Genomic DNA, 24,370 nt, shown 5'->3' on the forward strand with positions numbered 1-24,370 from the left:
GGATACTGAGATGAGGCCCACACCACCGGCGCGAGAAGCCCGCCCCGCCCGTTCGCCGAGGTGGCGGGGCGGGCGGGGCGGGTGGTGGGACGCTCTTGACTTCCGGGGTCCGGCAGGGGCCCTGACCGGCTGTCAGCCCGTGCCGACGATGAGGTGGATGCCGTAGGCCACCGCGGCGGCGCAGGTGGCGAAGCAGACGTAGGCGCCGGTGACCGCGAGGACCCCGCCTCCGTCGCCCCGCGCGACGGCACGCTCCCGCCGGGACAGGCCCGCGATGCCCAGGGTGAACAGTGCCACCAGGCCCACGGTGACCGCGAGGCTGACGCCGAAGACGGAGCCGAGGGCTGCCCAGTCGATCTTCATGGTGATGCTTCCTTGGGTGCCGGGTGAGCGGGGGTCAGACGGTGGCGGCCGGCGGGGTGGCCGGAGCGGCGGACGCGGTCGGCGCGGCCGTCGGATCGATGACGGGCGTGGTGACGGCCGTCGGATCGATGACGGGTGCGTCGATGGCGGGCGTGGTGATGGCTGTCGCGTCGATGACGGGCGTCTCGATGAGGGGCGCGTCGATGACGGGGGCGGCCGGCTGGGCGGGGATCGTCGCGGTGAGCGACTCGACGGCGGCGGACTCGTCCGTGGAGACCGGTGCCGTGGACGCGGGGGCGGGGGCCGCCGGGGGCGGGGTGACGGCGGCGATCGCCTGGGTCACGACGCCGGGCGGCTCCTCGGCCGCGGGCTCGGTGACGTTGGTGTGGTCGACGACCTGGCGGCGGGAGATCTTCCAGATCGCCGCGCTCGAGGTCACCAGGAACGCGGCGACGAGCGCGGTGCCCCAGTCGCCCAGCCCGGTGACCGCCTCCGCGCCCGCGCCGACCAGGGCCGCGGCGGGCAGCGTGAGGACCCAGGCGACGGTCATGCGGCCTGCGGTGGACCAGCGGACCACACCGCCTTTGCGGCCCAGGCCCGCACCCATCACCGAGCCGGAGACGACGTGCGTGGTGGAGAGCGAGAAGCCGAGGTGCGAGGAGGCGAGGATGGCGGTGGCCGCGCTGGTCTGGGCGGCGAAGCCCTGCCGCGGCTGGAGGTCGGTCAGGCCGGTGCCCATGGTGCGGATGATGCGCCAGCCGCCGATGTAGGTGCCGAGCGCGATCGCGAGGCCCGCCGAGAGGATGACCCAGGTGGGAGGGTTGGAGCCGGGGGCTGTGGCGCCGCCGGCGATCAGGGCGAGGGTGATGACGCCCATCGTCTTCTGGGCGTCGTTGGTGCCGTGGGCCAGCGAGACCAGGCCCGCGGAGGCGATCTGCCCGACCCGGTGGCCCTTCTCGGCCGCCGTGCCGTCCGCCTTCCCGCCGATCGTGTACGACAGCCGGGTCGCGACCATCGCCGCGAGACCCGCGACGACCGGGGCGGCCACCGCGGGGATGATGACCTTGGTGACCAGGGCGTCACCGTGCACCGCGCCCACGCCGGCCGAGGCGATCGTGGCGCCGATCAGGCCGCCCATGAGGGCGTGCGAGGAACTGGACGGAAGCCCGACCAGCCAGGTCAGCAGGTTCCAGAGGATCGCGCCGACCAGGGCGGCGAAAATGACCTCGGGACGGATGCCGGCCTCGTCGACGAGGCCCTTGGAGATCGTGTTGGCGACCTCCACGGAGAGGAACGCGCCCACCAGGTTGAGCGCGGCGGACATGGCCACCGCGACCTTGGGCTTGAGTGCGCCGGTCGAGATGGTGGTGGCCATCGCGTTGGCGGTGTCGTGGAAACCGTTCGTGAAATCGAACGCGAGTGCGGTTACTACCACAATCGCGAGGATCAGCGAGAAGCTTTCCATTTACCCAGGCAATCGTTCGAGCGTCATTGGCTGGTTGAACGTAGGTAACCAGGGTGAACAGAAGATGAACTGGGCCGGTCCGCGGAGTGTCCGAATCTGCTTCCCGGAGGTTCCGTTTCGCCGCCGCGGCCCGTCGTCCGTGACCCGGCGGAGCGGCTGTCCCTGTCCTGCCGCACGTCCGGGCTGAAAGGATCACGGCATGACGGAGCGGGACACACGAGTGACGGATGCGACAGACCCGGTGCGCGCTCGCCAGGCGCGGGAGCCGGAGGCCCGCGCCTGGCGCGAGCTGGTGGCCACGGCCCGGCGCACGGTGGCCGACGGGCTGGTGGTGGGCACCTCCGGCAACGTGTCGGTGCGGGTGGGGGAGACCGTGCTGGTCACGCCGTCGGGCGTGCCGTACGACCGGCTCACGCCGGACGACATCACCGGCGTCCGACTCGACGGCCGGCAGGTGCTCGGCACACTGGTCCCGACCAGCGAACTGCCCATGCACCTGGCGATCTACCGCGCCACCGACGCGGCCGCCGTCGTCCACACCCACGCCGTGCACGCGACGGCCGTCTCGACACTCGTCCCCGAACTGCCCCTGGTCCACTACATGGCCGCCGCGCTCGGCGGTCCGGTGCGTGTCGCGCCCTACGCCACCTACGGCACCGAGGAGCTGGCCCAGAACATGCTGCGCGCCCTCGCCGGCCGTTCCGGATGCCTCCTGCAGAACCACGGCACCGTCACCCACGGCGCCACCCTCGACCAGGCGTACGACCGCACGGCCCAGCTGGAGTGGATGTGCCGGCTGTGGCTGACCGCGTCCTCGGTGCCCGGCATGACGCCGTCCCTGCTGTCGCGCGAAGAGCTGGCGCACGTGACGGACCGGCTGCGGGGCTACGGACAACCGGGCCGCTGAGGGGCTGTCCGACGATGCGCGCCGTCGCCCGCGGCGGACGGGAATCGTCGGACAGTCCCCGGAGGGGTGAAGCCCGCTCTTTCTGGAACTCGCAGGAACATGTCACCCCGACCCTTCCGCCCACTGGCCGGTGACCGGGGACACCACGACACTGGATCCGTGCGCACAGTAGTCAGAGCGACGGCCGCGGCCGTCACCGCGACCCTGGCGGCCGGCGCGGCGAGCGTCGCCGCCGGACGGCTCGCCAGCGACGCCGCGCTCAAGGCGCCCCCCGGCCGGCCCCTGCCCACCGAACCCCGGCTCACCGTGCACAGCACGGCCGCGGGCCAGATCACGCTCACCCGGGACCTGGCCTCCCTGCGGCCCGGCACGTACGGGCTGGCCGGCGACGGCTCCCACGCGGTCGTCGGACCCGTCCTGCGGGACGCCCCGCACCTGCCGGACACCGTCGTACGCCGGCTGGAAGGGGTCACGCACGGACTGCTGCAGCCCCGGGACAAGGTCTGGTTCACCCCGAATGTGCACGTCGGCGACCCCCGGTCCGCCCTCGGCCTGCACCACGACGACGTGGAGGTCCCGGGCGAACTCGGCGCGCTGCCCGCCTGGTTCGTGCCGGCGGTCCGCGAGACCTGGGTGATCACCGTGCACGGGCTGGGCACCACCCGCGAGCACCCGCTGAACATCATGAGTTTCCTGCACCGCAGGCACTTCCCGGTGCTCGACCTCGCCTACCGCGGCGACCCGGGCGCGCCCCGCTCCCCGGACGGCCTGAACCACCTCGGCGAGACCGAGTGGCGCGACCTGGACGCCGCGATCGGCTACGCCGTGCGGTCCGGCGCCGAGCGGGTCGTGCTGCACGGCTGGTCCACCGGCGCCACCATGGCGCTGCGCGCCGCCCTCGACTCGGACCTGCGCGACCGCGTCTCCGGGCTGATCCTGGACTCGCCCGTGCTCGACTGGGAGGCGACACTGCGCGCCCTGGCCAGGGCGCGGCACACCCCGGGCCCCCTGCTGCCGCTCGCGGTGCGCGCCGCGCAGGGCCGCGTCGGCCTGCACGGCGACCGGCTCGCCCGGGCGAACGACCCGGCGCGGCTCACCGTGCCGACACTGGTCTTCCACGGCCCCGGCGACGAGGTGGCCCCCTGGCGCCACTCGCGCCGTCTCGCCGCCCGCCACCCCAACCTGGTCGCCCTGCACACGGTCCCCCACGCCCCCCACGGCGCCATGTGGAACGCCGACCCCGACGGCTACGAGGAGGCCCTGCGCCGCTTCCTCACTCCGCTGATGTGACGGGCCCGCGCGGCCCCCGCCGACGGTCCGCCGGGCGCCGGAGCGGTGCCGGGGACCGGCCGGCCGGGTGAGCCGGTGAGCGGGAGAGGCGATTCCGTTTCAGGGCTGGGGGGCCGGCTTGTTCCGCTCTGTCGGGCACCCCGGGGACCCCTGCGTTGGCCATCCCCGTCGCCCGCCGTGACATTCCGTTTGGGTTTTCGGACCGTCAAACGGAAGACTGCACCCGTGACGTCCCGTATCCCGCGCGACTCCAGGCTTCGACTCGTCCGACCGCGACCCCTGGCCGCCGCCCCCCGAGCCGTGAACCAGCGGCGCCCGCGCCGCGCCGCACCGCGCCCCCCGGAGGGCACCCCGGCCCCCGCGGAGCTGGCCAGAATGGCGCGCTCCGGCCTCGCCGGGGCGGTCCGCGTCGCCCGCTGGGCCGATGCCGCCCTCGGACCCGGCCGGAACGGGGCGACCGCCGACGGCAAGGCCACTCTCTCCGAGGCGACCGCGCGGCGGGCCGCCGACGCGCTGGACCTGGACGTCGCCCAGGTCCGCGCCGACTGGGACACCGCCCGCCTCGCCGGCCTGGTCGAGGTGCACGGCGACAACGCCCGCCCCGGCTGGCGCCTGCGGGCCTGGGACCGCGACGACAGCGCCGTGCTGCGCGGCTGGGTCGCCCTCTTCGACGCCTGGTCGCTGGCCTGCCCGGAGCCCGGGGACCAGGAGGCCGCCGCCGTCGCCGAGGTCGTCTCGGCCATGCCGCAGGTGCTCTCCTTGCTCCAGCTCTCGGCCGGTCCCGTCCCGGTCGAGCAGCTCCTCGACCTCCTCAGACAGCGCGTGACCGAGCTGCGCACCGCACGCTGCGAGGTGCCCTACGACGCCCAGCCCGCCGAGCCCGCCGAGCCCACCGCCGAGCCGGAGAGCCTTGAGGGTCCCGCCGAGGCCGCCGCACTGGCCCCCCTGCTCGACTGGGCGCTGCGGGCGCTCGCCTCCGTCGGCGCGCTCACCTACGGCGACGGGCAGGCCACGCTCACCCCGCTGGGCAGCTGGGCCGTCTGGGTCAAGCTGGAGCAGATCTGCGTCGCAGCCCAGAGCCCCGCCGGGAACATCGAACAGGCGGCCGAGGACATGCTCCGAGGCTGCGCCCAGCTGCGCCCGAACGCGGCCCGCGCCGAGTACCGCGCCTGGCTGGCCGCCCGTCCCGTCGGCAGCGCCGTCGCCGAACTGCTCGCCGCCGCACGCGGTGAGGACGCCCTGCTGCGCGGCCTCGCCTTCGAGGCCCTGCGCGTCGTGGGCGCCCCCGCCGAGCCGGATGTGAGCGCCGTGCTCGACGAACCGGCGCTGCGCCCGTACGCCCTGCTGTGGCTGGCGGAGCACGACGGCGTGGACCCGGAGGACGCCCACGAGGTCCTCACCCGTGAGGAGGCCACGTGGCTGTGGGTGGACACCGCCGCCGCCGTCGCCGACCACGGCGAGGCCCCGATGCTCGTGCGTCATCTGGAGGCCGCGCTCCAGCCCACCGTCCCCACGCTGCTCGACGAGGTACGGGCCGTCGGGCACCCGCGCACCGTGCAGGTGCTGGTCGCGCTCGCCGCCGCCCACCCCGACCCCGCCCTGGCGAAGGCCGTCCGCCGGGCCGCCTTCCAGGTGCACACGGGCGGCAGCTAGGGCTGTCCCGCAATCCCCGGCGGGCGCGCGGCGTATTACGGGACAGCCCTTGGCCGGTCCGCACCGGCGGCGCTCAGCCTTCCGTGCGCGGGGCGTACGTGCCGAAGCTCCAGACGTTGCCCTCGGTGTCCCGGGCCATGTAGTCCCGGGACCCGTAGTCCTGGTCCGTCGGGGGCATGAGGATCTCCACGCCGTGGTCCACCGCGCGCTGGTAGTGGCCGTCCACGTCGTCCACCGCGACGTACACCCCTACGGGACCCCCGCCGCGCATCGCCTCGTCGAAGCGGCCGCCGCGGCCCTTGGAGCCGAGCATCACCGCACCGTTGCCCTGCACCAGCTCGGCGTGGAGCACGAGGCCGTCCCCGCCCTCGTAGACCGTCAGTTCGGTGAAACCGAGGCCTTCGGTGAGCTGCTTGATCGCCGCCTTCGCGTCCGCGTAGAGCAGCGTGGGACAGACGCTCGCGCGTCCGCCGACCGTGTCCGTCATGCCGATCACTCCCTTGTGACTCGGTGCTCATGAATCGGTACTCACCGGAAATTCCGGCTGGTCGCCCAGTCTGGCACCGGCCAGTGACAACGCCCCGGCGCTCACGCCGCGAACGGGCGGGAAAACCGCTTGCACGCCCCCGTTAGACTGTTCGGCATGGCCATTCTCCTCGCGCATTAGAGGGCGGGTCCGTCCACAGCCGCCCATCCGCCCCCACCTGCCCTGGAGTCTGTCCGTGATCTCCGCTTCCGGCATCGAGCTGCGCGCCGGTGCCCGCATCCTCATCGAGAGCGCCACTTTCCGCGTCGCCAAGGGCGACCGCATCGGCCTGGTCGGCCGCAACGGCGCCGGCAAGACGACCCTGACCAAGGTCCTGGCAGGCGAGGGCATCCCCGCCGCCGGCACCGTCACCCGCTCCGGCGAGGTCGGCTACCTCCCGCAGGACCCCCGTACCGGCGACCTCGACGTGCTCGCCCGCGACCGCATCCTCTCCGCCCGCGGTCTGGACGTGCTGATCCGCAAGATGCGCGAGAACGAGCAGCGCATCGCCACCGGCAAGGGAAGCACCCGCGAGAAGGCGCTCAAGCAGTACGAGCGCCAGGAGACCGAGTTCCTCACCAAGGGCGGGTACTCCGCCGAGGCCGAGGCCGCCACCATCGCCGCCGCGCTCAACCTGCCCGACCGGGTGCTCGGCCAGCCCCTGCACACGCTCTCCGGCGGTCAGCGCCGCCGTATCGAACTGGCGCGGATCCTCTTCTCCGACGCGGACACGCTGCTCCTGGACGAGCCGACCAACCACCTCGACGCGGACTCGATCATCTGGCTGCGCGACTACCTGAAGACCTACCGCGGCGGCTTCATCGTCATCTCGCACGACGTCGACCTGGTCGACACGGTCGTCAACAAGGTGTTCTACCTGGACGCCAACCGTTCGGCGATCGACATCTACAACATGGGCTGGAAGCTATACCAGCAGCAGCGCGAGGCCGACGAGAAGCGCCGCAAGCGGGAGCGGGCCAACGCCGAGAAGAAGGCGGCCGCGCTCAACGCCCAGGCCGACAAGATGCGCGCCAAGGCCACCAAGACGGTCGCCGCGCAGAACATGGCCCGGCGCGCGGACAAGCTGCTCGCCGGTCTCGAGGCGGTCCGGCAGTCCGACAAGGTCGCCAAGCTCCGCTTCCCGGAGCCCTCGCCCTGCGGCAGGACCCCGCTGATGGCGGAGGGCCTGTCGAAGTCGTACGGCTCGCTGGAGATCTTCACCGACGTCGACCTGGCCATCGACAAGGGCTCCAGGGTCGTCATCCTCGGCCTCAACGGCGCGGGCAAGACCACCCTGCTGCGGCTGCTCGCCGGCGTGGAGCAGCCCGACACCGGCGCGGTCGTCCCCGGCCACGGGCTCAAGCTCGGCTACTACGCGCAGGAGCACGAGACCCTCGACCCGGACCGCACGGTCCTGGAGAACATGCGCTCGGCGGCCCCCGACATGGATCTCGTCGAGGTCCGCAAGGTGCTGGGCTCGTTCCTGTTCTCCGGTGACGACGTCGACAAGCCGGCCGGGGTCCTCTCCGGCGGTGAGAAGACCCGTCTCGCCCTGGCCACCCTGGTCGTCTCCTCCGCGAACGTGCTGCTGCTGGACGAGCCGACCAACAACCTCGACCCGGCCAGCCGCGAGGAGATCCTCGGGGCGCTGCGCACCTACAAGGGCGCGGTCGTCCTCGTCACGCACGACGAGGGGGCGGTCGAGGCGCTCCAGCCGGAGCGGATCATTCTGCTGCCCGACGGTGTCGAGGACCTGTGGGGCTCCGACTACGCGGACCTCGTCGCCCTGGCCTGACCGGGCTCGCCCGGCCCGGCGCTCCGGCCGGGCCCCGCGCCGCCTGTGGTCACCCTCCGCTCATCCTCTGATCAACGGCGTATGGATCATTCGGCCCATCGGTGATCCACCATCTGTGTGAGATCTCCTCGTATCGAGGTGTGTCGTACACGGATTTTCCGGCCGAGCCTTTACGTACCAAGGGCTCGGCCGTCGTACGCCTGTGACCAGGGGCTTCGTGGAACAACCCGTTCAGCGGTGTTGACGGCGCCGCATGGAATGAGGGATTCCGCTTGTGGGGGCCGACTCCTGTCGTCACAACCATGTCTCACAGACCTTGCCGAATGGGTGGCCATCGGGCCCGGGAGGGGTGATCATGAGGAGACCAGAGCGCACTTCCCATGAGGAGGCACGGGTGGCCGAGACTCTGAAGAAGGGCAGCCGGGTGACCGGCGCCGCGCGCGACAAGCTCGCGGCAGACCTGAAGAAGAAGTACGACGCCGGTGCGAGCATTCGGGCGTTGGCCGAGGAAACCGGCCGCTCGTATGGCTTCGTGCACCGGATGCTCAGCGAGTCGGGCGTCACGCTCCGTGGGCGTGGCGGGGCGACACGGGGCAAGAAGGCCCCGTCGGCCTGACCTCGGGAGACCCATCGGCTTCGATGGTGTGGCCACCCGGTCGGGCAGCCGAACGGCCGGGTGGTTACTGTGCAGTCACTTAGGATGCCCGCGCTGGCATCCCGGACGACCGCACCCATCGGAGGCGCACCATGGTTTCGCCCGAGCACGACCCCGACTCGGTACGTGACTCAGTATCCGACGTACTCGACAAGGACGGCGTGCGGCTCACCGTGGACGACTCGATCGCCACGGTGACGCTGACCAACCCGGCCAAGCGCAACGCGCAGAGCCCCGCCCTGTGGCGGGCGCTCGCCGAGGCCGGGCGGCTGCTGCCGGGCTCCGTCCGTGTCGTGCTGCTGCGCGCCGAGGGCAAGTCCTTCTCGGCCGGCCTGGACCGGCAGGCGTTCACGCCGGAGGGCTTCGATGGCGAGCCGTCGTTCATCGACCTCGCGCGCGGCAGCGACGCCGAGCTGGACGCGACCATCGCGGAGTACCAGGAGGCGTTCACCTGGTGGCGGCGCAGCGACCTGGTGTCCGTCGCCGCGGTCCAGGGGCATGCCATCGGGGCGGGCTTCCAGCTGGCGCTCGCCTGTGATCTGCGCGTCGTCGCCGACGACGTGCAGTTCGCCATGCGCGAGACCAGCCTCGGCCTGGTACCGGACCTCACCGGCACGCATCCGCTGGTGGGGCTGGTCGGCTACGCCCGTGCCCTGGAGATCTGCGTGACCGGCCGGTTCGTCACCGCCGAGGAGGCGGTGAACACCGGGCTGGCCAACCTCGCCGTGCGCCGCGACCAGCTCGACGCGGCGGTCCACGACCTGGCCTCGGCGATCACCGCCGCGCCCCGCGACGCGGTGATCGAGACCAAGGCCCTGCTCCAGCGCGCCGGGACGAACACCTATGAGGCCCAGCGCGCCGCCGAACGCCAGGCCCAGGCCCGCCGCCTGCGCGACCTGGCCGGCCTCGGCGAGTAGCCCGCGCCGGGTCCCACACCTGTGGGGTCCCGGTCCGTGGAGAGGACGGCGTCGACGGGCGGACGCGGTGGCTTGCGACCGTCCGCGCCCGCCACGGGAACCGGCGCGGCTCAGTAGCCGTGCCGGGCGCCGCCGTCGACCGGGAGCATGATGCCGGTCAGATAGGACGCCGCCGGCGACAGGAGGAACGCCGCCGTGCGGCCGAACTCCTCCGGGGTGCCGTACCGGCGCAGGGGGATGCGGGACTCGTTCGCCGCACGGGTCGCCTCCGGGTCCGCCGAGAGCCCGTCCAGCTCGCGCACACGGTCCGTGTCGATGCGGGCCGGGAGCAGACCGAGGACCCGGATGCCGCGCGGCCCCAGTTCGTCCGCGAGGGACTTGGCGAACCCGGCGAGTCCGGGCCGCAGGCCGTTGGAGATCGTCAGTCCCGGGATCGGCTCGTGCACGGAGCCGGACAGCACGAACCCGATGACACCGCCCGTGTTCAGCTCCGCCGCCGCGGCCCGGGCCAGCCGCACCGCACCCAGGAACACCGATTCGAACGCCGACTGCCACTGCTCGTCGGTGTTGTCGGCGAGGAAGCCGGGGGCCGGCCCGCCGACGCTGACGAGAATCCCGTCGAAGCCGCCGAAGTGCTCACGCGCGGCCGCGATCAGCCGTGCCGGGGCCTCCGCGTCGGCGTTGTCCACGGCCACCCCGACGGCGTTCGGGCCGAGCTCGGCCGCCGCGTCGGCGGCCCGCCCCCCGTCCCGTCCGGTGATGACCACCTTCGCCCCGTCGGCGACCAGCTCGCGCGCGGCGGCGTTGCCCAGCCCCCGGGTGGCCCCGGTGACGATGTACACCCTGTCCTTCAGTCCAAGATCCATGCCCCTATCCTGCCTGGTCGTCCCCGAACAGGGCGAGGGCGGTGTTCACCAGACCGATATGGCTGAACGCCTGAGGGAAGTTGCCGAGTTGCCGGCCCGCGCCCGTCGCGCCGTCCACCCAGTACTCCTCCGCCAGCAGTCCCACGTCGTTGGCGAGCCCCACCAGCCTCTCGAACAGCTCCCGGGCCTCACGGGTCCGGCCGGTCATGTGCAGCGCGTCGGCGAGCCAGAACGAGCACACCAGGAAGGTGCCCTCGCCGCCGGGCAGCCCGTCCACGGCGTCGGCACCGTCCGGGTCCGTGCTGTAACGGTGCACCAGGCCGTCCCTGCCGAGCTCCGCCCGGACCGCGTCGATGGTGCCGGTCACCCTCGGGTCGTCCGGCGGCAGGAAACCCACTCGCGGGATCAGCAGCAGGGCGGCGTCGAGCTCGCGCGAGCCGTAGGACTGCGTGAACGTGTTCCGTCCGGGGTCGTAGCCCTTCTCGCACACCTCGCGGTGCACCTCCTCCCGCAGCTCCCGCCAGCCCTCCAGGTCGCCGCCCAGCGCCGGGTTCTCCTCGAGCGTGCGCACCATCCGGTCGGCGGCCACCCACACCATCACCTTGGAGTGCACGAAGTGGCGCCGGCCGCCACGCACCTCCCACAGCCCCTCGTCGGGCTGCCGCCAGGCCCGGCGCAGGAAGTCCAGCAGAGAGCACTGCATCGCCCACATGTGCGGCTTCGAGGGCAGGCCGGAGCGACGGGCCAGCGACAGCGAGTCCAGGACCTCCCCGTACACGTCCAGCTGAAGCTGTTTCACCGCGTCGTTGCCGATCCGTACCGGCACCGAGCCGGCGAAGCCGGACAGCCACGGCAGCTCGTACTCGGGCAGCCGTCGCTCACCCGCGAGCCCGTACATGATCTGGAGATCCGCGGGGTTTCCCGCGACCGCGCGCAGCAGCCAGTCGCGCCATGCCTCGGCCTCCTCCTGGTAGCCCGCCGACAGCAGGGCGCCCAGGGTGAGCGTGGAGTCGCGCAGCCAGCAGTAGCGGTAGTCCCAGTTGCGCACCCCGCCCAGCTCCTCGGGCAGGGAGGTGGTCGGGGCGGCGACGATGCCGCCGGTGGGGGCGTAGGTGAGCGCCTTCAGCGTGATCAGGGAGCGGACGACGGCGTCCCGGTGCGGGCCGGTGTAGCGGCAGCGCGCCGCCCACGCCCTCCAGTCGACGACGCTGTGGTCCAGCGCCCGGAACGGGTCGATCAGCGGCGGGCGCGGATCGTGCGAGGGGTGCCAGGTCAGTACGAACGCCACCTTCTCGCCCTCGGCGACGGTGAACTCCGCGTGGGTGCGGAGGTGCTCGCCCCAGGTGTGCACCGGAGGCTCGCTGCGCAGCCACGCCGAGTCCGGCCCGGCGACGGCGACCCGGTGGCCGTCGGCCTTGCGCACCCAGGGGACGATCGAGCCGTAGTCGAAGCGCAGCCGGAGCGTGCTGCGCACGGTCACCCGGCCGCTGAGACCCTCCACGATCCGTACCAGGTCCGGGGCCTGGTCGCGTTGCGGCATCAGGTCGGTGACGCGCACCGAGCCGTCGGGGGTGTCCCACTCGGTGTCGAGGACCAACGTGTCCGGGCGGTAGGCGCGGCGGGCGCAGGGGCCCTCGGCGTCCTTGGGGGCGAGGCGCCAGTGACCGTTCTCCTCGTCGCCGAGCAGCCGGGCGAAGCAGGCGCCGGAGTCGAAACGGGGCAGGCACAGCCAGTCGATCGAGCCGTCCCTGCCGACCAGTGCGGCGGTCTGCTCGTCCCCGATGAGCGCGTAGTCCTCGATCCGTGGGTGCACGGATGTCCGGATTCCCGGCGGAGGCGCCGGACAATCAGGCGCCTCGTCCAAGGGCCGTCCCGCCCTCAGACCGTGGCGGGTTCCGTCTCCTTGCGCGCCGCTTCCTCCGCCGCCCCGGCACGGTCCTTCAGTTCGCGCCGGACCAGGATGAGCCAGCCCACGGGGACACCCACGGCGAACAGCCACCACTGGACCGCGTAGGGCAGGTTGATGTCCCCTATGCCGATCCAGCTGGTGTCCTCCTTGGGCGACGGCAGCAGTCGGGGACTGCCACCCTTGGGCGCGGGAGAGGTCAGCTCGATGTAGCCGCCGAACACCGCCTTGGCGGAGGCGTCGCCCGAGTCACGCAGCAGTGCGCCGACCTGTGCGCTGTTGATCAGCATGATCTGGCGGTCGGGCAGCCCCTTGACGTCCTTGATGCCGCTCGCGGCCGTCGTCTCGTCCCGCATCAGCCGCCCGGTGACGGTGATCTCGCCCGACGCCGGTGCCGGAATCGTCGGAAAGGCGGTCTGCGAGGCGGGGGAGGGGATCCAGCCGCGGTTGACGAGGAGGGTCCTGCCGTCGTCCAGCACGAACGGGGTCAGCACGTGGTAGCCCACCTGGTCGTCCGCGTTCGTACGCCGGCGCACCACCAGTTCGTGCGCCGTGTCGAAGTGGCCCCTGGCGGTGACCCGGCGGTATATGGCGTCGTGCGCTACGGATGCGCCGACCGAGGTGAGCGACTGGACGGGCACGGGCCGCGCCGCCAGCGAGGCGTTGATCACCTGGTTCAGTTTCTGCCGGTGGTCGTGGCGGTGCAGCTGCCAGAAACCCAGCCAGATCATCGTCGGGATGAGCAGGAGAGCCACGAGGGTGATGATCACCCACTGGCGGGTCAACAGGAAGCGGTACACCCCACGACGGTACCTCCCCGGCCGCGGGGTTCTTGCCGCAGGGGGTTCCGGGCCTCCTCAGACGTGGTCGACGATTCCGACCCTTCCCTCCGCGCGGGCGCAGTGCCCGCCGCAGTACCAGTGGCCCTCGACCTCGACGCCCTGACCGATGATCTGCACCCGGCAGTGCTCGCAGATCGGTGCCATGCGGTGGATCGCGCAGGCGAAGCAGTCGAAGACGTGCACGGCGCCCTGGGCGTGCACCTCGAAGGTCATACCGTAATCATTGCCGCATACTTCACATCTGGCCATGCGCCACAGGGTGAGCCGTGGCCGCCTCGCGGGCGAGCGGCCGCCGGGCGAGTCGCCCGGCAATCACCCGTACGCGCGCCCGTCCGCCGCTCCGGCGTCCCCCGGCCGCTCCGGTGTCCGTCCGCCGCTCCGGCACCCGGCAGTCGCTCCGCGGTCCCTCAGTCGCCGTCCGCCGGTTCCACGTCGGCGAGCAGCTGTCCGAACGCCGCCTCGTCCACGACCGGTGTGCCGTGCAGCCGCGCCTTGACCACCTTCGACGTGCCCGAGTCCGGGTCGTTGGTGACGAGCAGGCTGGTCAGGCGCGAAATGCTGGTGGCGACATGCAGCCCGGCCTCGGTCGCACGGTCCTCCAGCAGCTCGCGGTCGACGGAGGTGTCACCGGAAAAGGCGACACGCATGCCCTGTTTGAGCCGTTTGCCTTCTTCATAACGGCCCGGGTTGGGATAAGGGCATGCGGGTCTCTTGCGCGACGGGCGCCAACTGCCCGCCCGATGGCCGCCGTAGCCGCCGGACGGCTGCCTCGGCACGGGCCGGTCCGACCACTCCGTCAGCGGCCGGCACTCCAGCAGCGGCAGCCGCACACCGTCGGCCGCCGCCGCCGCCAGGCTCGGCCGGAACGCCTCCGCCAGCACCCGAGCGTCGTCCAGCGCGTGGTGCGCCCGCCGCTGTACGACGCCGAAGTGCGCCGCCAGCGACTCCAGTTTGTGGTTCGGCAGCGGCAGCCTCAGCTCCTTGGAGAGCGCAATGGTGCACAGCCGCTGCCGCACCGGTGCCTCGCGCTTCGCCCGCGCGTACTCCCGGGCGATCATCTGCCAGTCGAACACCGCGTTGTGCGCGACGAGCACCCGGCCGGCCAGCCGGGCGGAGAATTCGTCCGCGATGTCCGCGAAGAGCGGCGCCCCTTCGAGTACGTCGCTCGTCAGGCCGTGGATCCATACCGGTCCCGGATCCCGCTCCGGATTGACCAGCGTGTACCAGTGGTCCTCCACCTCGCCGCGCGCGTCCAGCCGGTAGACCGCCGCGGAGATGATGCGGTCGTCCCGGGCCAGGCCGGTGGTCTCCACGTCAACGACCGCGTATCCCTGCGGATACGCGGCCGGCCACGGTGCGGGGGAGGGCCCTGCGAGCGTGCGGTCTTCGAGCATGGTCACTGAGGATACGGGCCGCGACCGACAGCCCGGTCGCTCAGGTCGCCACCGCGCCACCCGCGCACACCGGCACGCCCGTACGCCACTTCGCGCGCCGGTCACACGCGCGTGCCGCAAAACGGGCGAATCCCAGCAGAGTTCGTCCCGTCGGGCGCCACTCCGCTCCCCACCGGCGCCGGCCACCTGCACGCCCTCGCCCACGCTTCACCCGCACGGACGCACGGACGCACGGACGCACGGACGCACGGACGAAGGGACGCACGGACGAACGGATGCCGTGACGCGGGGACGCACGGACGCCGCCGTGGCCCCGTGGCTGCTTGCGGCACTTCTGCGCGCGACGGCGCCGCGGGCGCCGCGCGTCGCCGGGCCGCTGTCCCGCGCGGGCCGCTCGGCTCCGACGGATCGTCGGACGGCGTGACGTCACGCCCAGCGGGCCGCGTCCGCCCCCCAGCGGCCGGGTGGCCGGGCCCAGGCGGCGGGGCCGCCGGCGAAGGTCACGGGCGGTAGGGCGTACCGCAGCCGGCCGATCCGGCTGTCCGTCTCGCCGAGCCAGGGTTCCGGACCCTCGTACGGGACGCCCCGCACGGAACCCGGCACCGTGCCCGTCCCGGCGGTTCCCGGCGCATCGCCCGGCCCGCTCGCGCGCGGAGCGTGCGACCGCGTCAGCCACGCCGCCGTCCGTGCCAGCGACAGCCGCACGACCCGGCTGCCGCCCTCCGAGGACCGCTCGGTCAGCGCCCGCAGCACCGCCCCCGCCAGCAGATAGCCCGTTCCGTGGTCCAGTGCCTGTGCGGGCAGCGCGCCCGGCCCCTGCGCCGACCCCTCGACCGCCGCTATGCCGGTGGCGACCTGGACGAGGCTGTCGAAGCCGCGCCGCCCGCGCCACGGCCCGCGCCCGCCCCACGCCGACAGCTGCGCCACGACCAGCCCGGGCCGCCGCTCGGCCAGCGCCTCGGGGGAGAGGCCGAAGCGGTCCAGGGCGCCCGGACGGTAGCCGGTGACGACGACGTCCGCCTCGGCCAGCAGTTCCTCGAAGGCCGTCCCGTCGGCCGCCAGGTCCAGCAGCGCCGACCGCTTGCCGAAGCCCGTGTCGGCGTGCTGGTCGGCCAGTTCGGGCAGCAGCGGCGCGTCCAGGCGCAGCACGTCCGCGCCCAGCAGGGCGAGGGTGCGGGTGGCGACGGGCCCGGCGATGACCCGGGTGAGGTCCAGGACGCGCAGCCCGGCGGCGGGCAGCGCGGGTGGGCCGGCGACGGGCGGCAGCGCGGCGACGCGTGTCTCGTCCAGTCGCTCGCGCTCGACCAGCGGCCGGGCGGCCACCGCGGCGCCCTGCTCGTGCGCGGCCCACTCCTCGGGCGTGCGCAGTGCGACGGCGAGGCCGCCGGCCGCGTACACGGCGTCCTCGACGTCGAGTGCGGACCGCTCGGCGAGCGCGGCCTCCACGGCCGCCGGGTCCGCGTCCTGGGGCAGCCCAAGCGCCCTGAGCAACCGCTGCCGGTGGTGGGGGTAGTTGGCGTGCGTGCGCACCCAGCCGTCGGCCGTGCGCCAGAACCGTGACAGCGGCGCGAAGGAGACCGGGGACCGCCCGTCGACCCGCAGATGCCGTTCACTGGTGAACGCGGTGGCCACGGCACCGTCGTCCACGCGCGTCGCGGGCACCTCGGTGAGCCCGGCCCGTCGTGCGGCCAGCTCCGCGGCGGCCAGCGCGCAGGCGCCCACGCACGCGCGGGCCAGCTCCCGTACGGGAAGGCGCGCCCCGAGCGCGCCTTCCCGCTCCACGGTGGTGATCCGCGACGCGAGGGCGGGATCGCCGCCCAGCGCGGACCATGCGAACCTGATGTCAGTCATGACTGCACTATGCAGTATTGACTGAATCAATATACGAGCCGCATGCCCCCTCTGGACGCCCGCCCGCGGCTACTTGGTGACCGCGGCCAGCGCGTCCGCCGTGCCCCAGCCGTAGAAGCCGTTGCGGTTCTTGGTGCCCTTGCACACCGCGTCGACCTTGCCGTCCCCGTCGATGTCGTACGGGTCCGTGCACGGCGTGGCGCTGGCCTCCGCGTACAGCAGCGCCTTCACCAGGGCCGCGGGGGCGTGCGGATGCGTCGACTTGATCAATGCCGCAACACCCGCGACGTGCGGGCTCGCCATCGACGTACCGGCCATGTAGCCCCACTTGCCACCCGGCAGCGGTCCCAGGATCAGGCCGCTGGTCGCCGGCGGCGCGGGCTGCTGGTACGCCGTGGAGTCGCCGCCCGGCGCGGCGATGTCGATGACACCGAGACCGTAGTTGGAGAAGGACGACTTGACGCCCTTCGCACCGGTCGCCGCCACCGTGACAACACCCGGCAACTGGGTCGGGATGTCGAAGCACTTGTGCGGGTCGATCACCCGGTCACCGGGCGTGGAGTCGTTCGGGGAGACCGGGTCGAGGAGCGAGTGCGACGCCAGGTCGTTGTTCTCGTTGCCCGCCGCGGCGACGTTCACCGTGCCCTTGCGCTCCGCGTACTGGGAGGCCCGCCGGACGGCCTCCACCAGTGCCTTCTGGTCCGGGTCGTCCGTGCAGTTGAAGTTCCACGGGTCGGTGTAATAGCTGTTGTTGGTGACGTCGACACCGTGTTCGGCCGCCCACACGAAGCCGCACACCACGGCCTCCGTGTAGAAGAACCCGTCCGGGTTGCCGACCTTGATGCCGGACACCTTCACCCCCGGCGCCACACCCGTGATGCCGACGCCGTTCTTCGCGCCCGCGATCTCCCCGGCCACATGTGTGCCGTGCGGGCTCTCGGTGGCGCTCGGCCGCCAGGCGCCGTCGGTGGTGTCCGGCTTGCCCGACACACAGTTGACGGAGGCGGCGCGGTCGAAGTTCGGCGCGATGTCCGGGTGGGTGTCGTCCACACCCGTGTCGAGGACGGCGACGGTGACCTTGCGGCTGCCGAGGGTCTTCTCGTGCGCCTTGTCGGCCTTGATGGCGGGCAGGTCCCACTGCAACGGCTCCAACGGGTCCTGCCCGTCGGCGGCTTCGGACGTCGCCTCGGCGAGCTGCGCGGCGGTCAGGGCCTTCGGCGTGCCCAGGTCGGTCGTCGACTGCGCGGGCAGCGGGGCCGTGCGCGTGGCGCCCGCGGAGGCCACCCCGGGCGTCCTGCGTATGGTCTTGGCGAAGCCCGGGTCGGCGGAGTGGACGACGATGACGCCTATCTGGTCGTACGACGTCACGATGGTGCCGCCGGCCTTCGCGATCGCCTTCTTCACCTGCGCCGAAACGCCGTGTCCGGGACGGACGTTGACGACGTAGCTCAGCGAGACCGCGTCGGTCTCGGCGGCGGTGGACTGCGCTCGGGGCGACGCCGATGCCACGGCCGGCAGGAAGCCGAGTGAGGCGGTCAGCGACAGCGCGACCGGTACGGCCAGGGCGAGTCGGCGTCTGGAACGCAGATGAGCCATGGGGTCTCCACATCATCCGGATACAGAACCGCCCGAGACACAGGTGTGTTGCTCGGGCGGTCACATGACGGTGGTGCAGGGTGAAGCTATCCCGCCCCGTCACCGGCCAGCAATGACTCGGCCATGACTTCCCCAGGTCACTTGCGAAAGAAGGCGCGGAACGTGAACCGGTCCCCGCGCGGCGCCGTGGACCTTCGACGGGAGCCCCCGCACCCTCGGGCCCCTGTCCCATCCGCATCCCCTTCCGGGTCCGACCGCAGCCGGATCCGCTGTCGCAACGCGAGGAGACTGACGTGGCCACCGAGACACCGCCACCCTCGAATACCCAGGTCCCCCTCCCCTCCACCGAGGAGTTCGCCGCGGTGCAGGAGAGCGCCGAGTTCGGTGAACTGCGCCGCTCCTACCGCTCCTTCGCCTTCCCGCTGACCATCGCCTTCAGCGCCTGGTACCTGCTGTACGTCCTGCTGTCCAACTACGCGGGCGACTTCATGGGCACCGAGCTCTTCGGCAACATCAACGTCGCCCTGGCCCTCGGACTCGCCCAGTTCCTCACCACGTTCCTCATCGCCTGGTGGTACGCGCGGCACGCCGCCGCCAAGCTCGACCCCAAGGCGGAGGCCATCAAGTCCCGGATGGAGGGCGGAGCATGACCACCGCACACCCCGCAGCGCACACCCTGCTGGCCGCCGGCGAGGCGAGCGAGCACCGCACGCTGATCGTCACCCTGTTCGCGGTCTTCGTCGTCGCGACCCTCGTCATCACCGTCTGGGCCGGCCGCCAGACCAGGGACGCCGCCGACTTCTACGCCGGCGGACGGCAGTTCACCGGATTCCAGAACGGCCTCGCCGTCTCCGGCGACTACATGTCCGCCGCGTCCTTCCTCGGCATCGCCGGCGCCATCGCGCTGTTCGGCTACGACGGCTTCCTGTACTCCATCGGCTTCCTGGTCGCCTGGCTGGTCGCCCTGCTCCTGGTCGCCGAACCGCTGCGCAACTCCGGCCGGTACACCATGGGCGACGTCCTCGCGTACCGGATGCGCCAGCGGCCCGTCCGCACCGCCGCCGGCGCCTCCACCATCGTCGTGTCGATCTTCTACCTGCTGGCCCAGATGGCGGGCGCGGGCGTCCTGGTCTCGCTGCTGCTCGGCATCACCAGCGACGGCGGCAAGATCGGCATCGTCGCCCTGGTCGGCGTACTGATGATCGTCTACGTCACCATCGGCGGCATGAAGGGCACCACCTGGGTGCAGATGGTCAAGGCCGTGCTGCTGATCGCCGGCGCGATCCTGCTGACCTTCCTGGTGCTGCTGAAGTTCGACTTCAACGTCTCCGACCTGCTCGGCAGCGCCGCCGACAACAGCGGCAAGGGCGCCGCCTTCCTGGAGCCGGGCCTGAAGTACGGCGTCTCCGGCACCACCAAGCTGGACTTCCTCTCGCTCGGCATCGCCCTGGTGCTCGGCACCGCCGGCCTGCCGCACATCCTGATCCGCTTCTACACCGTCCCGACCGCCAAGGCCGCCCGCAAGTCCGTGATCTGGGCGATCGGCCTGATCGGCGCCTTCTACCTGATGACCCTCGCCCTCGGCTTCGGCGCCGCCGCGCTCATCAAGCCGGACGAGATCATCGCGTCCAACAAGGCCGGCAACACCGCGGCCCCGCTGCTGGCCCTGCACCTGGGCGGCGTCGACTCCAGCTGGGGCGCCATCCTGCTCGCCAGCATCTCGGCCGTCGCCTTCGCCACGATCCTCGCCGTCGTCGCGGGCCTGACCCTGGCCTCGTCCTCCTCCTTCGCCCACGACATCTACGCCAACGTCATCAAGAAGGGCGAGGCCACCGAGAAGCAGGAGCTGGGCGCCGCCCGATGGGCGACCGTCGGCATCGGCGCCGTCTCCATCGTCCTCGGCGCCCTCGCCCGCGACCTGAACGTCGCCGGACTGGTGGCCCTCGCCTTCGCGGTCGCCGCCTCCGCCAACCTGCCCACGATCCTCTACAGCCTGTTCTGGAAGCGGTTCACCACCGCCGGCGCCCTGTGGTCGATCTACGGCGGCCTGGTCACCGCGGTCGGCCTGGTGCTGTTCTCGCCGGTGGTCTCGGGCAAGCCCTCGTCGATGTTCCCGGACGTCGACTTCCACTGGTTCCCGCTGGAGAACCCGGGCCTGATCTCCATCCCGGTCGGCTTCCTGCTGGGCATCGTCGGCACCCTGCTGTCCAAGGAGACCCCGGACAGCGGCAAGTACGCGGAACTGGAGGTGCGCTCGCTGACGGGCACCGGGGCCCACTGAGACGTCCGGCGCGGCCGCGTCGTAGGTCCCTACGACGCGGCCGCGTCCCACCTCGTCGGGATCACCCCTCGGCCGATGTCGGTGGTGTCACGTAGGCTCACAGGTGACGAAAACGAGTGCTCCGTACGAGGGAGGGGGCCGCGTGCTCATCGACACCTACGGCCGAGTGGCCACCGACCTGCGGGTCTCGCTCACCGACCGGTGCAATCTGCGCTGCACCTACTGCATGCCCGAGGAGGGCCTGCAGTGGCTGGCCAAGCCCGACCTGCTCACGGACGACGAGATCGTCCGCCTGATCGGCATCGCGGTCACCACCCTCGGCGTCGAGGAGGTCCGCTTCACCGGCGGCGAGCCCCTGCTGCGCCCCGGGCTGACCGGCATCGTCGAGCGGGTCGCGGCCCTGGACCCGCGCCCCCGGATGTCGCTCACCACCAACGGCATCGGCCTCAAGCGCACGGCGACGGCCCTCAAGGCGGCCGGCCTGGACCGGGTCAACGTCTCCCTGGACACGCTCCGGCCGGACGTCTTCAAGACCCTCACCCGCCGCGACCGCCACAAGGACGTCCTCGAGGGGCTGCACGCCGCCCGCGAGGCCGGTCTGACCCCCGTGAAGGTCAACACCGTCCTGATGCCGGGCCTGAACGCCGACGAGGCCCCCGACCTCCTGGCCTGGGCGGTGGAGCACGACTACGAGCTGCGCTTCATCGAGCAGATGCCGCTGGACGCCCAGCACGGCTGGAAGCGCGAGGGCATGGTCACCGCCGGCGACATCCTCGCCTCCCTGCGCACCCGCTTCGAGCTGACCCCCGAGGGGACCGAGGCGCGCGGCTCCGCCCCGGCCGAGCGCTGGCTCGTCGACGGCGGCCCGCACCGCGTCGGTGTCATCGCCTCCGTCACGCGCCCGTTCTGCGCGGCCTGCGACCGCACCCGCCTCACCGCCGACGGACAGGTCCGCACCTGTCTGTTCGCCACCGAGGAGACCGACCTGCGCGGCGCCCTGCGCTCCGGCGCCCCCGACGAGGAGATCGCCCGCATCTGGCGGCTGGCGATGTGGGGCAAGAAGGCCGGCGCGGGCCTGGACGACCCGTCGTTCGTCCAGCCGGACCGGCCGATGTCCGCCATCGGCGGCTGAGAGCGCGCCCCGGCGGCGCGCCTTCGCAGGCTCAGGCGCCGTCAGGGGCCTCGGGGCGCCCGGCGGCGTCCCACTGTTCGAGGAGGACCACGTCCTTCAGGAACCCCCGCACCCCGAGGAACTGCGACAGGTGCTCCCGGTGTTCCTCGCACGCCAGCCACGTCTTGCGGCGCTCCGGCGTGTGAATCTTCGGGTTGTTCCAGGCCAGCACCCACACGGCAGCGGCGTGGCAGCCCTTGGCGGAGCAGATCGGGGTCTCGTCAGTCACAGCTTCGTCTCACACCCACGGCACACAAGGCGACGCCGAGCAGCCACGGGGGGAGCTGCCCGGCGTCGGTCTGTCGCTCCGACGGGGGATGCGGAGCGCGTAGGAAGTATGTCACGGGTGACCCGCCGCCCGGCACCGGAACAACATGATTGATCTGAGCATTTCTTGAGCTTCCCGCCGGACGTCCGCCCCGGCCGCCCCTCGGCGCCGGTCACACCCCGTCGTGCGGCTCGCGCGCGGCGCCCGTGGAGCCGCCCGGGGCGCCGTGACGGCTGCCCGGGGTGCCCTGCGAGGTGCCGTTCGCCGCGCCCGCCGCCGGGCCGGCGGCGGTGTCCCCCGCGCCGGACTCCGTGAAGCCGTCCTCCTCGGTCCGCGGCGCGGTGATCATCGGCTTCGTCGGCATGGCGACGAACGTCGACGGCAGCTTCGGCGCGTTCTCCCGCCCCGCGTTGGCGATCACCACCGCGATGTAGGGCAGCACCAGCCCCAGCACCAGCGCCACGATCGCCACGTACCGCTCGACGTTCCACAGCACCACCGCGAGGAGCACCGACACCGTACGGATCGACATCGAGATGACATACCGGCGCTGCCGGCCGCGCACGTCCTCCTGAAGGCCTGTCCGGGCGCCGGTGATCCGGAACACCTGGACGTGGCCACCGCCATGCTGTTTCCGCATCACAATCCACCATTCGCCCGCATCGGACAGTTCCTCGGCTCCCCGCCGGGTCGCCCACCGGCAGGAAACACCGGTCCGCACCCGATCCACGGTACGCCGCGCCGACCGCGCCTACGAGGCCGGGGCAACCCTCTGCCTGCGGGAACGACCCCTGTGCGTCTGCGCGGGGACTCCGCCTGTTCGCCCTCCGGCTCGCGACGCGTACAGACGCGCCCGGCATGCGGCGCGGCGCCGTCCGGCCGACACTGACCGTGGCGGTCACAGTCGAGCCGGAGGAGGCGGCCATGGGGTGGTTGTGGGCGATCATCGTGGGCTTCGTGCTCGGCCTGATCGCCAAGGCGGTGATTCCCGGCAAGCAGCACAGCCCGCTGTGGCTGACCACCATCTTCGGCATGATCGGCGCGGCCGTCGGCAACGCGGTCGCCCGCGGGGTCGGCGTCGCCGAGACCCGCGGCATCGACTGGAGCCGGCACATCTTCCAGATCGTGGCCGCGATCATCATCGTCGCCATCGGCGACATGGCCTACATGGCGCTGTGGGGCAGCAAGAAGCGGCAGCGGGAACGGGCGTAGCGCGCCCCGGGCGCGCGGAGGGGGCGGCCTCCTCACCGGAGACCGCCCCCTTCGCGCGCAGCGCCCGGTCAGGCGCCGGTGACCTCGACCGCCGCCAGGTTCTTCTTGCCCCGGCGCAGCACCAGCCAGCGGCCGTGCAGCAGGTCCTCGGAGGCGGGGACCGCGTCCTCGGCGGTCACCTTGACGTTGTTCACGTAGGCACCGCCCTCCTTGACCGTGCGGCGCGCGGCCGACTTGCTGGGCACCAGGCCGACCGCGGCGAGCAGGTCGACCACCGGGCTCAGCTCGGCCACCCGCACATGCGGCACCTCGGACAGCGCCGCGGCCAGTGTCCGCTCGTCCAGCCCGGCCAGCTCACCCTGTCCGAACAGCGCCTTGGACGCGTCGATCACGGCGGCCGTCTGGTCGGCGCCGTGCACCAGCGTCGTCAGCTCCTCCGCCAGCGCGCGCTGCGCCGCCCGGGCCTGCGGACGCTCCTCGGTCTGCCGCTCCAGCTCCTCCAGCTCCTCGCGGGACCTGAAGGACAGGATGCGCATGTACGTGGAGATGTCCCGGTCGTCCACGTTCAGCCAGAACTGGTAGAACGCGTACGGCGTCGTCATCTCCGGGTCGAGCCAGACGGCGCCGCCCTCGGTCTTGCCGAACTTGGTGCCGTCCGCCTTCGTCATCAGCGGCGTCGCCAGCGCGTGCACGCTCGCGTCCGGCTCCAGCCGGTGGATCAGGTCCAGGCCGGCCGTGAGGTTGCCCCACTGGTCGCTGCCGCCCTGCTGGAGCGTGCAGCCGTGGCGCCGGTAGAGCTGGAGGAAGTCCATGCCCTGGAGGATCTGGTAGCTGAACTCGGTGTAGCTGATGCCCTGGTCGGACTCCAGGCGCCGGGCCACGGAGTCCTTCGTCAGCATCTTGTTGACGCGGAAGTGCTTGCCGATGTCCCGGAGGAACTCGATCGCCGACAGGTTCTGCGTCCAGTCCAGGTTGTTCACCATGACCGCGGCGTTCTCGCCCTCGAAGGACAGGAACGGCTCGATCTGGCGGCGCAGCTTGTCCACCCAGCCGGCCACCGTCTCCGGGTCGTTCAGCGTGCGCTCCGCGGTCGGGCGCGGGTCGCCGATCAGGCCCGTGGCGCCGCCGACCAGCGCCAGCGGCCGGTGCCCCGCCTGCTGCAGCCGGCGCACGGTGAGCACCTGCACCAGGTGCCCCACGTGCAGCGACGGCGCGGTCGGGTCGAAGCCGCAATAGAACGTGACGGGACCGTCCGCGAGCGCCTTGCGCAAAGCGTCCTCGTCAGTGGACAGGGCGAACAGCCCCCGCCACTTCAGCTCGTCGACGATGTCCGTCACGGTTCTCGTGTCTCCTCGATGATCTCGTGGGTGGTCCCGCCGGTGATCGCGGGCGATCGGGCCGGCGGTTCCGGG

The 24,370-nt window shown here is 72.3% G+C and carries 23 protein-coding genes; 10 read left to right on the plus strand and 13 right to left on the minus strand.

Annotated elements, in window-relative coordinates:
- Window positions 1-132 precede the first annotated feature (132 nt).
- Together ACWDUZ_RS28940 and ACWDUZ_RS28945 are read right to left on the minus strand one after the other, a co-directional pair.
- Window positions 133-363 carry a hypothetical protein gene (locus tag ACWDUZ_RS28940; protein ID WP_451634737.1) on the minus strand — a complete coding sequence of 77 codons (231 nt, stop codon included), beginning with the start codon at window positions 361-363 and terminating at the stop codon, window positions 133-135.
- 34 nt (window positions 364-397) lie between these two features.
- Window positions 398-1,828 (minus strand): inorganic phosphate transporter, encoded by a 1,431-nt coding sequence (locus ACWDUZ_RS28945; protein WP_451634738.1) that lies wholly within the window; start codon window positions 1,826-1,828, stop codon window positions 398-400.
- Between the two features lie 199 nt (window positions 1,829-2,027).
- Between ACWDUZ_RS28945 and ACWDUZ_RS28950 the strand changes: the two genes are divergently transcribed.
- From ACWDUZ_RS28950 to ACWDUZ_RS28960, 3 genes are all read left to right on the plus strand, one after another.
- Entirely contained in the window at window positions 2,028-2,735 is a 708-nt protein-coding gene (locus tag ACWDUZ_RS28950; protein ID WP_451634739.1) for a class II aldolase/adducin family protein, read from the plus strand.
- A 159-nt stretch (window positions 2,736-2,894) separates the two neighbouring features.
- Entirely contained in the window at window positions 2,895-4,025 is a 1,131-nt protein-coding gene (locus ACWDUZ_RS28955; protein ID WP_451634740.1) for an alpha/beta hydrolase, read from the plus strand.
- Window positions 4,026-4,400: 375 nt separating this feature from the next.
- Window positions 4,401-5,678, plus strand: coding sequence for a hypothetical protein (locus tag ACWDUZ_RS28960; protein WP_451634741.1), 1,278 nt, complete (start codon window positions 4,401-4,403; stop codon window positions 5,676-5,678).
- A 73-nt stretch (window positions 5,679-5,751) separates the two neighbouring features.
- Here the strand turns inward: ACWDUZ_RS28960 and ACWDUZ_RS28965 are convergent, their stop codons facing one another.
- Window positions 5,752-6,165, minus strand: a complete 414-nt coding sequence (locus ACWDUZ_RS28965; RefSeq protein WP_451634742.1) for a VOC family protein — start codon at window positions 6,163-6,165, stop codon at window positions 5,752-5,754.
- A gap of 235 nt (window positions 6,166-6,400) precedes the next feature.
- On the opposite strand from ACWDUZ_RS28965, the gene ACWDUZ_RS28970 reads away from it, so the two are divergent.
- The 3 genes from ACWDUZ_RS28970 to ACWDUZ_RS28980 all read left to right on the plus strand — a co-directional run bounded on the left by ACWDUZ_RS28970 (window position 6,401) and on the right by ACWDUZ_RS28980 (window position 9,571).
- Entirely contained in the window at window positions 6,401-7,999 is a 1,599-nt protein-coding gene (locus tag ACWDUZ_RS28970) for an ABC-F family ATP-binding cassette domain-containing protein (RefSeq protein WP_451634743.1), read from the plus strand.
- A 394-nt stretch (window positions 8,000-8,393) separates the two neighbouring features.
- A complete protein-coding gene (locus tag ACWDUZ_RS28975) occupies window positions 8,394-8,615 on the plus strand; it encodes a helix-turn-helix domain-containing protein (RefSeq protein WP_029385158.1) in 222 nt (73 codons plus the stop codon).
- A gap of 131 nt (window positions 8,616-8,746) precedes the next feature.
- Window positions 8,747-9,571, plus strand: a complete 825-nt coding sequence (locus ACWDUZ_RS28980; protein ID WP_451634744.1) for an enoyl-CoA hydratase/isomerase family protein — start codon at window positions 8,747-8,749, stop codon at window positions 9,569-9,571.
- Between the two features lie 110 nt (window positions 9,572-9,681).
- Here the strand turns inward: ACWDUZ_RS28980 and ACWDUZ_RS28985 are convergent, their stop codons facing one another.
- From ACWDUZ_RS28985 to ACWDUZ_RS29015, 7 genes are all read right to left on the minus strand, one after another.
- A complete protein-coding gene (locus ACWDUZ_RS28985) occupies window positions 9,682-10,437 on the minus strand; it encodes an SDR family oxidoreductase (RefSeq protein WP_451634745.1) in 756 nt (251 codons plus the stop codon).
- A gap of 4 nt (window positions 10,438-10,441) precedes the next feature.
- Window positions 10,442-12,250, minus strand: coding sequence for a glycoside hydrolase family 15 protein (locus ACWDUZ_RS28990; protein ID WP_451634746.1), 1,809 nt, complete (start codon window positions 12,248-12,250; stop codon window positions 10,442-10,444).
- 65 nt (window positions 12,251-12,315) lie between these two features.
- Window positions 12,316-13,143, minus strand: a complete 828-nt coding sequence (locus ACWDUZ_RS28995; RefSeq protein ID WP_451634747.1) for an SURF1 family cytochrome oxidase biogenesis protein — start codon at window positions 13,141-13,143, stop codon at window positions 12,316-12,318.
- A gap of 57 nt (window positions 13,144-13,200) precedes the next feature.
- The gene (locus ACWDUZ_RS29000; RefSeq protein ID WP_451634748.1) at window positions 13,201-13,434 is read right to left on the minus strand and encodes a hypothetical protein; all 234 of its coding nucleotides are present in this window, start codon (window positions 13,432-13,434) and stop codon (window positions 13,201-13,203) included.
- Between the two features lie 158 nt (window positions 13,435-13,592).
- Window positions 13,593-14,579 (minus strand): DEDDh family exonuclease, encoded by a 987-nt coding sequence (locus ACWDUZ_RS29005; protein ID WP_451634749.1) that lies wholly within the window; start codon window positions 14,577-14,579, stop codon window positions 13,593-13,595.
- Between the two features lie 426 nt (window positions 14,580-15,005).
- Window positions 15,006-16,430 carry a CoA transferase gene (locus tag ACWDUZ_RS29010; RefSeq protein ID WP_451634750.1) on the minus strand — a complete coding sequence of 475 codons (1,425 nt, stop codon included), beginning with the start codon at window positions 16,428-16,430 and terminating at the stop codon, window positions 15,006-15,008.
- Window positions 16,431-16,499: 69 nt separating this feature from the next.
- Window positions 16,500-18,026 (minus strand): S8 family peptidase, encoded by a 1,527-nt coding sequence (locus ACWDUZ_RS29015; protein WP_451634751.1) that lies wholly within the window; start codon window positions 18,024-18,026, stop codon window positions 16,500-16,502.
- A 293-nt stretch (window positions 18,027-18,319) separates the two neighbouring features.
- Between ACWDUZ_RS29015 and ACWDUZ_RS29020 the strand changes: the two genes are divergently transcribed.
- From ACWDUZ_RS29020 to moaA, 3 genes are all read left to right on the plus strand, one after another.
- Window positions 18,320-18,676 carry a DUF485 domain-containing protein gene (locus tag ACWDUZ_RS29020; RefSeq protein WP_451634752.1) on the plus strand — a complete coding sequence of 119 codons (357 nt, stop codon included), beginning with the start codon at window positions 18,320-18,322 and terminating at the stop codon, window positions 18,674-18,676.
- The gene (locus ACWDUZ_RS29025) at window positions 18,673-20,307 is read left to right on the plus strand and encodes a solute symporter family protein (RefSeq protein WP_451634753.1); all 1,635 of its coding nucleotides are present in this window, start codon (window positions 18,673-18,675) and stop codon (window positions 20,305-20,307) included. Before ACWDUZ_RS29020 ends, ACWDUZ_RS29025 begins: the two co-directional genes overlap by 4 nt.
- Before the next feature lie 142 nt (window positions 20,308-20,449).
- Entirely contained in the window at window positions 20,450-21,439 is a 990-nt protein-coding gene (gene moaA, locus ACWDUZ_RS29030; RefSeq protein WP_451634754.1) for a GTP 3',8-cyclase MoaA, read from the plus strand.
- A gap of 31 nt (window positions 21,440-21,470) precedes the next feature.
- Here moaA and ACWDUZ_RS29035 read toward each other — a convergent pair whose 3' ends face one another.
- Entirely contained in the window at window positions 21,471-21,707 is a 237-nt protein-coding gene (locus ACWDUZ_RS29035) for a hypothetical protein (RefSeq protein WP_451634755.1), read from the minus strand.
- 211 nt (window positions 21,708-21,918) lie between these two features.
- Window positions 21,919-22,386: a DUF3099 domain-containing protein gene (locus ACWDUZ_RS29040; RefSeq protein WP_451634756.1), complete on the minus strand. Its 468-nt coding sequence runs from the start codon at window positions 22,384-22,386 to the stop codon at window positions 21,919-21,921.
- Window positions 22,387-22,670: 284 nt separating this feature from the next.
- Here ACWDUZ_RS29040 and ACWDUZ_RS29045 point away from each other — a divergent pair, with 284 nt between their 5' ends.
- Window positions 22,671-22,958, plus strand: coding sequence for a GlsB/YeaQ/YmgE family stress response membrane protein (locus tag ACWDUZ_RS29045; protein WP_451634757.1), 288 nt, complete (start codon window positions 22,671-22,673; stop codon window positions 22,956-22,958).
- 68 nt (window positions 22,959-23,026) lie between these two features.
- Here ACWDUZ_RS29045 and tyrS read toward each other — a convergent pair whose 3' ends face one another.
- Complete coding sequence (gene tyrS / locus ACWDUZ_RS29050; protein WP_451634758.1) at window positions 23,027-24,295, minus strand: tyrosine--tRNA ligase; 1,269 nt, start codon at window positions 24,293-24,295, stop codon at window positions 23,027-23,029.
- Window positions 24,296-24,370 lie beyond the last annotated feature (75 nt).

The organism is Streptomyces sp. NPDC003393 (assembly GCF_053589015.1).